Annotated in this window: 8 protein-coding genes; 5 read left to right on the top strand and 3 right to left on the bottom strand. The window is 32.1% G+C overall.

Translation table 11 applies throughout. The annotated features are described in order from the left end of the window. Positions 1–32 precede the first annotated feature (32 nt). Together OOK97_RS04015 and wmk are read right to left on the bottom strand one after the other, a co-directional pair. On the bottom strand, positions 33–698 hold the full coding sequence (locus OOK97_RS04015; protein ID WP_015587821.1) for a JAB domain-containing protein: 666 nt from the start codon (positions 696–698) through the stop codon (positions 33–35). 170 nt (positions 699–868) lie between these two features. Then, positions 869–1,780 (bottom strand): WO male-killing family protein Wmk, encoded by a 912-nt coding sequence (gene wmk, locus OOK97_RS04010; RefSeq protein ID WP_264704956.1) that lies wholly within the window; start codon positions 1,778–1,780, stop codon positions 869–871. Between the two features lie 113 nt (positions 1,781–1,893). Between wmk and OOK97_RS04005 the strand changes: the two genes are divergently transcribed. The 5 genes from OOK97_RS04005 (at position 1,894) to OOK97_RS03985 (ending at position 12,836) form a co-directional block, all read left to right on the top strand. Further along, positions 1,894–2,766: an Rpn family recombination-promoting nuclease/putative transposase gene (locus OOK97_RS04005; protein WP_264704955.1), complete on the top strand. Its 873-nt coding sequence runs from the start codon at positions 1,894–1,896 to the stop codon at positions 2,764–2,766. Positions 2,767–3,060: 294 nt separating this feature from the next. After that, positions 3,061–5,829: an ankyrin repeat domain-containing protein gene (locus OOK97_RS04000; protein WP_264704954.1), complete on the top strand. Its 2,769-nt coding sequence runs from the start codon at positions 3,061–3,063 to the stop codon at positions 5,827–5,829. A 759-nt stretch (positions 5,830–6,588) separates the two neighbouring features. Further along, positions 6,589–7,947 carry a hypothetical protein gene (locus tag OOK97_RS03995; protein WP_264704953.1) on the top strand — a complete coding sequence of 453 codons (1,359 nt, stop codon included), beginning with the start codon at positions 6,589–6,591 and terminating at the stop codon, positions 7,945–7,947. A gap of 9 nt (positions 7,948–7,956) precedes the next feature. Further along, on the top strand, positions 7,957–10,392 hold the full coding sequence (locus OOK97_RS03990) for a hypothetical protein (protein WP_264704952.1): 2,436 nt from the start codon (positions 7,957–7,959) through the stop codon (positions 10,390–10,392). A 404-nt stretch (positions 10,393–10,796) separates the two neighbouring features. Next, positions 10,797–12,836: an ankyrin repeat domain-containing protein gene (locus tag OOK97_RS03985; protein WP_264704951.1), complete on the top strand. Its 2,040-nt coding sequence runs from the start codon at positions 10,797–10,799 to the stop codon at positions 12,834–12,836. A gap of 164 nt (positions 12,837–13,000) precedes the next feature. Here OOK97_RS03985 and OOK97_RS03980 read toward each other — a convergent pair whose 3' ends face one another. Beyond that, positions 13,001–13,126, bottom strand: a complete 126-nt coding sequence (locus OOK97_RS03980; protein ID WP_264704950.1) for a hypothetical protein — start codon at positions 13,124–13,126, stop codon at positions 13,001–13,003. Between the last annotated feature and the right edge of the window lie 26 nt (positions 13,127–13,152).

Here is a 13,152-nt window from a genome sequence, read left to right as displayed (position 1 = left end):
AAACAACTCATGAAAATCTTCAAATATCTGCTTTATAACAGTCCTTGCTCTTTAAAGCTAAAATACCCAACACTTGTGATGATAATGTGATCCAGTAACCTAATCCCTATAGTCTGACAAGCTTTAGCCAAGTCTTTAGTTACAGCTTCATCCTCATCAGATGGCTTTAGCCTTCCTTCTGGGTGGTTATGCGATATTATTATTGACGTCGCTTTTCTTATTAATGCCTTTCTTGTTACTTCTCTTATGTAAAAAGGTACCTTATCCACTGTACCAGTGAACACTTCTTCCCACTTTAAACGGCACTTTTGATCAAAATATATTATTTTCATCTTTTCCTCCTCTGAATAACCAATACTCACCCTTAAATATTTTACGATGGTTTCCAAGTTATCCATTACAGGTCCTTTCTTTAACTCTTCTCTTGGTACTCTCTTTGCAGCTTCCTTTAGGCATAAAATTACTGCTACTGTAGAGTCAGTTATCCCTTCTATAGTTTTCAAGTCATCTATTTCCTGACCTAAAATTCCTCCTATTCCAAAACTATCTATTAGCTTTCTAGCAATAACTCGAGCTTCTTCCCTGTCATGCACTGCACTTAGAAACGTTTCTATTACTTCACGATCAAGTAGAGCTTTACCGTTGCTTTCTAATGCTCTGAACTCTATTTCTTCTCTACGATCTTTCTTATTATTCATAAAAATTACCCTTCACTAATAACAAAATGTTTTTATATATTTACTGCTGTTTTTTTGTCAGCATTGGCATAAAGCCATAGCTTTTGAGTGAAGTCAAATCAATTTCTCAATCTTTTTTACTTATTTTTTCATGAATAGGTAAAGATATTAATATATACTGATTTTTTATTTTAAATTTGTTGAATTTCGTCTAAAGAGATGCCCACTGTTTTTAAAATAATATTGATAGAAATTCCTTCCTTAACTAAATTCTTTGCAATTCTCATCTTTTCTACTCTCTTCACTTTCTCTTTGCAAACTTGCATGCTTTCAAACAGAGATTTTATTAGTACATTACGTAGCTCTTGGCTTTTAATCTTTTTATATTCTTCTATTAACCTTGATAGCTCTGCTTCACTATTCTCATTTTCTCTTGTTTCTGGAAGTAGGTCTGTAATACTAATTGATAGTACCTTTGCTATTTCATCTAACATTTCAAGTGAAACAGCAGCTCGTCCTTGTTCATATTCATATATTCTTTGATTTATTATACCCACTTTACTTGCTAAATCTTCCTGAGTGTATCTTCTTCTCAACCTCCATTCTTTTATTCTTTGACCTACTTTATACGGAATGGAAATTTTTTTCTCATCATTATCATATTCATCAATAGATAAACTGGTCGTTTGAGAGATAGAAACTCCTTCCTTAACTAAACCCTTTGCCACCTCTACTTTTACTGCCTTTCCACTTTCTTCCTCACTAATACGGATGAATTTAGTTAATAAATAAAACGTTTCACGTAATTCTTGATCCTTAATCTCTCTATGTCTTCTTACTAGATTTAATACCTCTTCTCCCTCATACCTTCCCTCATTTGATACTTCTTGTACGCAAGCTAGATCTCTAGCAGTTGTTGATAATGCTTCTGCTAATTCATATAACTTCTTAATTGAAATTCTGCGTGTTCCTTTTTCATATTGCAGTATTACCTGATATGTTGTATCGATTTTTTTTGCTAAATCTTTTTGAGTATAACCTTGCTTTAACCTCCAGCTCCTTACTTTTTGTGCTATCTGATACCTTATAGAGATATTTGCCATAAATATTATACAGTTTAATACTACCAAATAAAGATATACAAAATGTTTGCATTTTAGTTGAATATTTCTTCAGAATTGTGTATAATTATTAATGCTTTTTATCTTACTTTCTCATGGCTCTTTCGAAGTTTCTCGATCCCAAGAATGATATATCATTCAAACGCATCTTTGGCACTGAAAAAAATAAAGATATCCTTATTCACTTTCTTAATGATATTCTGGGCTTCACTGGCAAAAGTGCGATAAAGGATATAGAGTTTTTAAGTACTATTCAAGACCCTGATATTGCCTCTAAAAAGCAAAGCATTGTCGATGTTCTTTGTAGAGATGAAAATGGGCTGCAAGTGATAGTCGAAATGCAGGTCGCTAAAACCAAAGGCTTCGAAAAACGTGCCCAATACTACGCAGCTAAAGCTTATTCAAGACAAGCTGATAAAGGTGATCAATACCATGACCTTAAAGAAATTATCTTTATTGCTATAGCAGATTGTATTTTATTTCCTGATAAATCTGAGTATAAGTCAAAGCATACTATTAGAGATGAAGACACTAATGAACATGATCTTAAAGATTTTTATTTTATATTTATTGAGTTGCCTAAATTTCCCAAAACAAAAGAAGATCAGCTTTCAAGTATAGTTGAAAAATGGGTCTACTTCTTTAGATACGCAGATGAAACTAGTGAAGAAGAGCTAGAGAGAATAATAGGAAGTGATCTAATAATTAAAAGAGCGTATGAAGAACTAAACAGATTCAACTGGTCAGAAAAAGAATTTATAGCCTATGAACAAGAGATCAAGCGTATTCGTGATGAACAGGCTGTCCTTGCTCAAAAACTTGATGATGCTAAACAAGAGGGTAGACAAGAAGAAAAAATCGAAGTTGCAAAAAATCTACTTAAGGCTGGCATTTCTATTGATGTCATTTCCCAGACAACTGGCCTTCCTCAGGCTAACATTACACAACTTAAGGAAGAAACTTTTTAGTCTACTACCTTCTTCCAGCCATTAATTGTATTAAACAAGAGACTGATATTAGTTTTAACTACCTCAATTCTTCTGTCAGTTAATTCATGCCTGTCAGATCAAGTTGTGTCTAGTACATTGAACATCCCCCCGACTTGATCTGACAAATTAGTTGCAATAACCTCTATGAATCACACAATTGCCGATTTAGTTGGACAAAATTACAAGTAAAAAATTTATAAAAACATATTTGATTCTGGTAGTCAGAAAATATTCATAAAGTTGTTATATAGTAAGGTTTTTTGAGAAAATAAGATGAGTGATTTCAGTACAAAGGTTACAAACATCGACACTTTATTACTTATCGCAGCTAGGGATGGTAATATTAATGAAGTAAGACGTCTAATCGAAAAAGGAGCAGATGTTAACGCAAATGATATTAGAATTACGGGTAATGCTCCTCTACATTTTGCTTCTCAAAACGGTCATAAAGAGATAGTAAATGCTCTATTGGAAGCGAAAGCAAATGTTAACCTAATAAACTATTATCAGAATACTTCTCTACATCTTGCTTCTCAAAGTGGTCATAAAGAGATAGTAGATACTCTAATAGGAAAAGGAGCAAATGTTAATGCAGAAAATGAATATAAAAAGACTCCTTTACATCTTGCTTCTCAAAGCGGTCATAAAGAGACAGTAGATACTCTAATAGGAAAAGGAGCAAATGTTAATGCAGAAAATGCAGAAAAACAGACTCCTTTACATTTGGCTGCTTACAATGGCCATAAAGAGACAGTGGATGCTCTATTAAAAGCAAAAGCAAATGTTAATGCAGAAAATGCAGAAAAACAGACTCCTTTACATTTGGCTGCTTACAATGGCCATAAAGAGATAGTGGATGCTCTATTAAAAGCAAATGTTGATCAAGAAAAAAAAGATTACTCTACTATTCTGCATTACGCTGTTCACAATGGACATGAAAAGATAGTTGAAGCTTTATTAGAGGGAGGTGTAAATGTTAATACGAAAGGCAATCTAACATGCGTCGATCCTACAAACATAGGAATTACAGGATTTTTCAAGAATAAAAGACTAGCTTATTATACAGCTGTAGATTGTAGTAATCAACTTACTGCTTTACATTTAGCTGCTGAAAAAGGCTACATAAAGATAGTTGAACAACTCATAAAGGTACAAGGGATTAATATTAATGAAAAAGACAACAATGGTTACACTGCTTTACATTTCGCTGCAAAAATTGGAAATAAAGATATAGTAGATGCTCTATTAAAAGCAAAAGCAAACGTTAATGAAGAAAATGGAGAAAAACAGACTCCTTTACATTTAGCTGTCATAAGTGGCAAAAAAGAGGTAGTAGAGACTCTATTGAAGATAGAAGGAATTAATATTAATATACAAGATAATAATAAATATACTTCCTTACGTTTGGCTGTTGAAAATGAGCATTTAGATATAGCTGAAGCTTTAGTAACAGCTTTATTGAACAAAAATGTTAGCGTTGAAAATAGCGATAGTAATATTGTTTTACGTTTAGCTGCTGAAAAAGGCTACATAAAGATAGTTGAACAACTCATAAAGGTACAAGGGATTAATATTAATGAAAAAGACAACAATGGTTACACTGCTTTACATTTCGCTGCAAAAATTGGAAATAAAGATATAGTAGATGCTCTATTAAAAGCAAAAGCAAACGTTAATGAAGAAAATGGAGAAAAACAGACTCCTTTACATTTAGCTGTCATAAGTGGCAAAAAAGAGGTAGTAGAGACTCTATTGAAGATAGAAGGAATTAATATTAATATACAAGATAATAATAAATATACTTCCTTACGTTTGGCTGTTGAAAATGAGCATTTAGATATAGCTGAAGCTTTAGTAACAGCTTTATTGAACAAAAATGTTAGCGTTGAAAATAGCGATAGTAATATTATTTTACGTTTAGCTGCTGAAAAAGGCTACATAAAGATAGTTGAACAACTCATAAAGGTACAAGGGATTAATATTAATGAAAAAGACAACAATGGTTACACTGCTTTACATTTCGCTGCAAAAATTGGAAATAAAGATATAGTAGATGCTCTATTAAAAGCAAAAGCAAACGTTAATGAAGAAAATGGAGAAAAACAGACTCCTTTGCATTTAGCTGTCATAAGTGGCAAAAAAGAGGTAGTAGAGACTCTATTGAAGATAGAAGGAATTAATATTAATATACAAGATAATAATAAATATACTTCCTTACGTTTGGCTGTTGAAAATGAGCATTTAGATATAGCTGAAGCTTTAGTAACAGCTTTATTGAACAAAAATGTTAGCGTTGAAAATAGCGATAGTAATATTGTTTTACGTTTAGCTGCTAAAAAAGGCTACATAAAGATAGTTGAACAACTCATAAAGGTACAAGGGATTAATATTAATGAAAAAGACAACAATGGTTACACTGCTTTACATTTCGCTGCAAAAATTGGAAATAAAGATATAGTAGATGCTCTATTAAAAGCAAAAGCAAACGTTAATGAAGAAAATGGAGAAAAACAGACTCCTTTGCATTTAGCTGTCATAAGTGGCAAAAAAGAGGTAGTAGAGACTCTATTAGAGAAAGGAGCAAATGTTGATCTGGTCGATAAAAGAGGAAATAATCCTCTAGATTTAACCACTCATAAGGAAATAAAAGCCCTGATAGAAAGTAGAAAAAATACTAATAATAACAAAGACAATATCACCAATGCAGAGAAAGATAATGATGTTGAGATCAAAACTGTAGACCATAGTAGCACTGTACAAGCAGAAGAACAAACAAGCACTTTTTTTGATAATTTTTTTAGTATTATTACTAAGCCTTTTTCACTAATTGTATCATTTTTTAGTGGGTTTTTCTCATGGTTGTTTGGATCTAATGAAGAAAAAATCGATGAATCTATATCACAACCAAACGCTAGTATTTCTTTACTTCCACTGGATTCATCAAGTGAAAAAAAGACCGATGCACAACCTAGTGATCATTCTTTGATTGTACCCGATCAATCAATTGGGCAAAGTGATAGTGACGGCCATTTACTTGGATGATCTTACCCAGAAAAAAGCGATATTTTTACAAAAAGGATTATATTGGAAAAGAATCTTATTCTATTTAGAATATAAAGTTATAATAAAGTTTCCTGCCATCTCTAAATAAATTACACTAACTTAATATTATATACTATTAATAAATTAAATAGTATAGTCATTTCCAGCACTCAAAACCAAGGGAGGTGAGAGCTTTTTGTTTTGGGATGGGATGGTCTACCATGTGTACCATACGAACTTTTTTATATGGTGATTTCACCATATCGTAAAACTAGCTATATTAGCCTATTCTTACCACATTTATATATGAATCAAATTGCCTGACTTTGTTGCAAAGGTTTCAAACTTTTATTTTTACAATCCCATTTTTACGCAGTTTGTTCTCACGAATATACGATCTTTATCTTACGTTTTTAAGAAGTAAATAAACAAATTTTCTGTGACGCTAAAATAGATGTGTTTTTATTTACAATGAGGACAAAGAGGTCCATTTCTCATATGGTAAAAATGTTTTATAATTAACCGTTAGATTAAGAAAAAGAAGAACAAATAATCAAATGAGAGTACCACACTTAGCTCCTTCTCTTAAGCATGGAAAAGCAAAGTACAGTGTGGAATTTTTTCATACATTGCTCAAAGTTTTCATGTTTATAATTAGGTATCAACAAAAAATTTACTTAAAATTTAGAAAAATAGTTGTTGACAATGGTGACTTAGTATACTAGAAACTACATTAAAATATATAGTGGGGTAGTAAGTATGGAATCTGGTTTAGATTGTAATTACAATGCAATACTCAATAGGTTAACAAGTGCTGTCAAGGACAGTGACAAACAGACCGAAGCAAGAAAACGTTTAAGAATAGAAAGGTGGTTAAAAGTTAACATTCAGTTGATTGAAAATTTTAGCGGAGTAGAGCTAGAATTTTTCTCTGATATATTCTCTGATGATTCTTGTTGGAAAGGAGCGGGGTTAAAAAATGAAGTTGTTGGTGAAAGGCTAACTGAAGAAATAAATAAAAATGGAAAAGAGAATCCGTTAAACGTTTCTAAAAGATATTACTTAGCATGTAAATACTGCTTAGAAGGTAAGATACCTAGATTATTTGAGCAAGTATTTATAAAGTTTAAAAATAGTGCATTTGAAGAAGATATTTCTGATGACAAGCTAAAAGATGAACTTTTGGATCACCATAAAGAGAGTAGCCCTATAAAGGCTTTTTGGTCTTCCCTTATTGATAAACAGACTGGAAAACTAAATGAATATACAGCAGTTGAAGGTTTAAAAGAAGCCATACGAGTAAACTCACGTAAAAATTGGGAAGAGGGTATAGAGTTCTTCTATAATAAGTTACAAAATGATCCAAGTATTTACAGTAAAGGAGATTTATTAATCAACGCAGCTTTATCTGCAGTCAAGGGGTACAGAGATTCAGATATTATAGAGTTTTGTCTACCCAATATGAGTGATAAGCAGAAAAAGGAGTTATTGAAAAGAGACTTTAAAGAAAATACATATTATGCAGTGTTAAGTGAACTGATTGATGAATACTGCTTTGACTCTTTTAAGAATTTATTTGACCTACTTGAATCCAATGATCTTTCGTTCGAGCAGTATGGGGTTATTTTATCATCACTATCAAGAAGGATGCTTTTAAGTTCAGACTTAGCTGAACAAACTAAGGAAACTATCATGTACGTTTGGAAACATGAGAATTTTGAGGAATGCAGAAAATCTGTATTTAAAGACTACTCTTTTATTGTAATGGTAACGAATTTAATAGTAGAATTAAGAAAGGAAAGTTCAGATAATGAAAATAGAAAGAAGGAAATATTAGGAATATTGGAGTGTGTTAAGCATACACAAATTGAAGAGATTCAAAATTCTTTAATACATAGAATGAGTGCGGTGCATGGAATTGGTGAAGAGCGATTCACTGAGGATAAGAAACTGATAGAGCAGCTTTTTTCTGATTTAGATAAGTCCTTTAAGTGCAAAAAAGGGGATCTAGCTGCTCAAGGTGATGATGGGGCTGGTGAGCCAGCCGGTTTGCCACAATCAAGGTTTAGCCTAACTGATGCCCCATGTCATGTAGAATCTTCAAGCCATAGCAAATAGGAGGATTATATGCTAAATACTACAGGGCCACTTGAATTGGTACAACTTCTATTGATGGAAAATACATCAGGGGACGAGTTTTTAGATTTTCAAAAAAGGTTTCAGTCATTCATTGATCAGTCTCCTTCTTTCTTGCACTCGGTTGGGAAAGAAGGATTTTTTCCTAGTTTCTTTTTTGGTGCTTTTGCTACTTTATTGGATTCAGATCTTGCTGATTTTGGAGATGTTAAGGTTAAGGAAATTTACTTTCGTTTTGATCGTTATGGTGCTTTGAAGTTAGCTGTACTAACTGAAGATTCTAAGACAAAAAGTGAAAAAATAATCTATATTGCAGTATCTGATAAAGAGAATCATAAACCAAAATTTGATTCAGAAGAATTGAGAAACATATATCTCCATGTCTTTCCTAATCGAGGTCAAGATCCAAGATATGAAAATCGCAAAGAAACTGTTTATAGTGTAACAATTGGAAAGGAAAGAAAGGTTGCTTGTGATGTGATGGAAAAGCCTAAAATAGCTCCTTCTGACTCAGAACAGGCGAAAAAATTTACTTTAATAAAAAACAACCAAGAGAACTTGAAAGATTCAATTGGAGGGTTAGCGAATACAAACTCTGGGCAAGTAATAAATACAATTGAAAAAGTGTTAAAATATATTACTGGTGTCCGTGATCAATATAAGGATAAAATTAAAAAACAATTTGAAGGTAAAGAATCAAGTTATCATGGCTTTTTAGCAGGATTTTTGATGAATTTTAAGTATCGCTTTCATCTAAAACTTTATCTAGAGCTGTTTGCGGGAAAAGGTTATGCAGATATTATTTTACTTGTACGTGGCGCTGATAAATCACTAAATGCTGTGCCTATTATTATTGAGCTTAAAGCTGGTACGGATAAAAAAAACACACCACAAGAAGCAATGAAACAGGTTCAAGATTATGTTAAAGGTTTCTTTTCTAATTTTACTAGAATGATTACTGCAGCTAAAGAAGTGGTTTGTATAGGGTTGAACTTTGAAATGAACTATGTTCCTAAATATTCACTTTATGCGCAAAGTTTCTTAAACAGGGAAGGTAATTCTGTAATAGAAAAGTCATTTAGTATTTCTCAAGATATGATATCAGCTGCTAAAGCAGTGGACAAGTTAGAGTTAAAAAATTTATTAAAAACTCGGAAAAAGGAAGTAAATAAAAGCACTATAGAAGAGCGATTAGGTGAAAAAGAAATTGATAAAATAATAGAAAACCAATTAATAGATTTATTTGGAAAAGAAGATAAAGTTAATAAACAGTGTTTAGAGGAACTTTTGAAAAAGTTACCTAATATTTGTGCAACTGAAATCATAAAGAAACAGTTAGAATACCTATATCATGGAATCGTTTGGAGTAATGGAGGTAGTGATAATATACACTATGTAAGTCAGTTTATTATAGGTCAGTTAATACTTATTCCTGATAAGATTGAAGATGAGAAATTAAAAAAGTATCTTTTTACTTATAATAGGGGTGGTAAAATGGTTGAAGGAACACAAACACGTCCAAAACTAGCAGAAGAAAGTATTGCAGACTGTGTTACAACCATAGTGTTAACTATGGGTAAAAAGATGTTTATACTCAATATAAACGAAAAAGATAGACCTGCGTTAAAAGTACCACCTGATACAAGGATTCCGATTGAAGAAAAATTTCGAAACATTGATAACATAGAGATACAGGAAATAATCTGTAACTTACGTGGTACACCTAGTAATAGGAATTCGTTTGATCGATACTGTGAGGGAATTGCAGTAACCACGTACAACTCATTGGGTGAATACAAAGAAGATAGAGAAATTCTTCAGGGTAATTTTACTTCGATTATTGAAAACAAGGAGTTTAAGACAGCCATGAAGAATGCTATAAAATCCGGTGATGATAGTAATTACAAAAAAGTATTTAAAGAAATTTCTAATATACTGTATCCTTTCAAATCATTAATAAACAATGAAGCTACATTTCAAGCTGTGTTACATGGTTTGTTTAGTAGCTACAGCGATGATAATATAAAAGTTATTACTGAGTTCCAAATAGGTGGTGGAGAGAAGTTGGATATGATATTGGTTCAAGCTTCTAGCACAAAGGAGTATCCCCCTATTGGAATAGAGTTGAAATTTGCTAAGAAAAAAGAATTAGGTAAAAAAGAAAAAGAGGCTGAGGGCCAGTTGATAAGATATAAAGAGGGTGGAGCATATAAGATAATTACCGATGCTGATAGAGTAAATGTAATGTACGCTATCTTTGATGAAAATGCAGAAGATAAAGACTCTCTTATAAAAACTGGTGGTTTTCAAACTCTACCTAAAGAGCATAGTTCTGAAACAATGCTTTCTACTCGTCAACATCAGAGTAGTAATCTCCAACAGCTTAACGCTCAACAAGCAGGTCCATCTCGAGTAGTTAATCAGTGATTAAGTTTTGAGCAAAGAACTTATAAGTTGGTGGAGGTTTTGTGGGTGCTGTGTTTACTAATGTTTAAGCAGAATAACTTGATTTACAAAAGTTAAGGTGGAAAAAATTAACAACGTTCGCAATGTGGTCGATTAAGAATACTATAAAAGGTTGGGATAGTGCTAACTTATAAAATAATAGAAAACCTATCTAAAAATGCTCAAGAAAAATAAGTGGCATAATTGAAGGAAAATGTAAGTTATATTTCTTGTATATTAGGGTGCTGATTAAAGTTTATGTGAATATCTGAGTTTAGTGCAGAAGTTAAAACATTGCAGAATGATAAAAAGATTATGTTTAATCAGTTTTACTTATGTTGTATATTGTATATGATACGATATCCGTCTAGGTTAGGAGGTGTGGTATGGTTGTTACTGAATCTATTATTGTGCAAAATAAAAAAGCATATGAGCAAAAATTAGAAGAGGATTTAAGCATTGGCAAAATATTAGATGAAGAATATCAATTGATAAAAAATCGTCTTTTTTCACCTCTTGCTTCTTCTATCTTGATGGATAGTAAACTCTCATTTCAAGGTATAGTATGTACATGGATTGCCTGCACATCTAATTTAACAGACAGTCAAAAGAAGTTAAATAGAGAATTACTAAACATCGTTAAAGGTTTAGATCCATGTCATTATGATCAAAAAGAAGATAGACATTGTGAATACTATATTGAAAAACTTAAAAATTTCCTACAAAGCAATAAGAATAATCAAGACCTCAAAACTGTTCTTAACCTTAAAAGAGGAGAATCTGGATTAACAGTATTGCATCTAGTATCTTCTGTAGGTAAGGTGACTCAAGGATATAATGAAACTGTAGATTTACTTCTAGAGGCAGGTGCTAATCCTAACATACAGAGTGATAAAGGAAGGACTCCCCTGCATTATACTGATGTTCTTGCTAATGCAGCTTCTCTTTTAAAAGGAAAGGCCAACCCTAATATACAAGATCACAAAGGAGAAACACCCTTACATCATGCCGCTAGTATTGGTCATGCTGACTATGTTAATTTACTCCTAGAGAAAGAAGCTAATCCTACCATACAGAATAGAAAAGGGGAAACGCCACTACAAGTTGCAATTGATAATCGTTACTATTATATTGAAGAATGCTTTTGCACTAATGACCAAAAGAGTTTGAGTACAGAATTATACCGTATGCTTGATGAATGTCTTGGTGCATATGAGGATCATTCATGTTATGCTTCTGACTTCATTAAAAATCTAAAAGAGTTTCTAGGTAAACACAAGAATAGCGAAGACCTAAAGGTGATTTTTAGTATTCGAGACATAGATGGTAATTCAAAAATACTTAATTATGCTCGGTACATTGATAAGGAAGTAGTAGATTTATTTCTATCGGTAGGGGCAGGTATTTTTTGCAAGAAAGAAGCTTCTCTCTTAGATTGTCGTGGATCTTTTTATAATGTGGGAGAAAAGTATTGTGTAAAATCTACTTTATGGAATACACCAAATCAGGTAAAGCTGAATAAATTTTTAAACAAGATATCTGAAGTTCAAAATATGTATAGACTAGAAGAAATCGTAAATGAAGCTATAAGCTCCGGAGTAAGGATTGGTTTTTCTAAGCAGTCTTCTCAAGGTAAAAAAGCATACAATTTTGTAGATCATGTAATAGAAAAAATCAGTAAGCTAGAGAAAAATCCTAAAGTTGCCAGCAACATAATATGTAAGTTGGTATCAAGAGGAGCAGTGTTTAACAGTAAAATTGGTATTGGTGTAATTGATGCACTGGAATCAGAATTTAATGATCATAAAGCTAATATGGTAAAAGCTCATGAAAATTATATTAGTAATGCTCATAAGTTTATTGAATTGGCGAAAAGTACCACCAATGGTGAGTTGTATGATGTAAGAATAGATAACTCTACTCTCTACTTAGAATATTCTGGAGACAGCATAATAGATGTTGCAAAGATTACAGATAGAGCAGGAAATTTAGGATCAACTCAGGGAAGCATAAAATATGAAAGAGATATAATAAGGATTGGTAAAAGTGAAGTAGAAATTCAAACCGAAGGTGGAATAAGGTATTACACAGATCTTACAGAAGGCAGCGATATAGTATTAACTTTCTATACTAGTTTGGGAAATATAGACGTTAGACTGTATCCTGACGTACAAGATAAAAGCAAAATTATAGTAGAAGTGAGTAATAGAGAGGAAATATTAGAAAAATTCAAAGGTAGAAAAGAAGAATTAGGTAATGATTGTGCACTTGGTGAAGATTGGGTTTATGATGCTATTGAAAATGGGTACTTTGAAAGATCTGGTGGATTAATGCTTCCCGAAGTAATAAGAGAATCTAGCAAGAAATGGGCAGAACGTGAAGAGTTAAGAAGAACTTCTGATCCTAAGAGAGAAGTTTCTAGGTAGATTAATTTGCCATAAAGGTTAAAGATTATTATTTAAATATAAACTACTATGATTTATAGATTAAGGAAATTGTACCAATGTCTTCTAAGAATACTCTTTTATATTGTTTTTAAGCTGGCTACAAAATGAGGATATGGAACATACAATTGGCTCTGAGCTGCCTTTTACACTCCAGATCTACTATTAAAATATGCAGCTAAATTGGATACATTTTCTATCACTGTTGCATCCAGAATATTAAAATATTCATCATTTGTATTGATATTTTTACATAATTGATTTTGTAACATTGATTTGCTCTTCTACATCAATCTCA

Origin of the sequence: Wolbachia endosymbiont (group A) of Gymnosoma rotundatum (assembly GCF_947250765.1) — a bacterium.
Lineage (GTDB): Bacteria > Pseudomonadota > Alphaproteobacteria > Rickettsiales > Anaplasmataceae > Wolbachia > Wolbachia pipientis.
Note: the sequence above shows the minus strand (reverse complement) of the source record. Positions and strands in the feature narration are given on the sequence as shown.

Bases quoted from the DNA above. Each gene is read 5' to 3' on its own strand.
- OOK97_RS04015 (WP_015587821.1), bottom strand. From the start codon at position 698: ATGAATAATAAGAAAGATCGTAGAGAAGAAATAGAGTTCAGAGCATTA.
- wmk (WP_264704956.1), bottom strand. From the start codon at position 1,780: ATGGCAAATATCTCTATAAGGTATCAGATAGCACAAAAAGTAAGGAGC.
- OOK97_RS04005 (WP_264704955.1), top strand. From the start codon at position 1,894: ATGGCTCTTTCGAAGTTTCTCGATCCCAAGAATGATATATCATTCAAA.
- OOK97_RS04000 (WP_264704954.1), top strand. From the start codon at position 3,061: ATGAGTGATTTCAGTACAAAGGTTACAAACATCGACACTTTATTACTT.
- OOK97_RS03995 (WP_264704953.1), top strand. From the start codon at position 6,589: ATGGAATCTGGTTTAGATTGTAATTACAATGCAATACTCAATAGGTTA.
- OOK97_RS03990 (WP_264704952.1), top strand. From the start codon at position 7,957: ATGCTAAATACTACAGGGCCACTTGAATTGGTACAACTTCTATTGATG.
- OOK97_RS03985 (WP_264704951.1), top strand. From the start codon at position 10,797: ATGGTTGTTACTGAATCTATTATTGTGCAAAATAAAAAAGCATATGAG.
- OOK97_RS03980 (WP_264704950.1), bottom strand. From the start codon at position 13,126: ATGTTACAAAATCAATTATGTAAAAATATCAATACAAATGATGAATAT.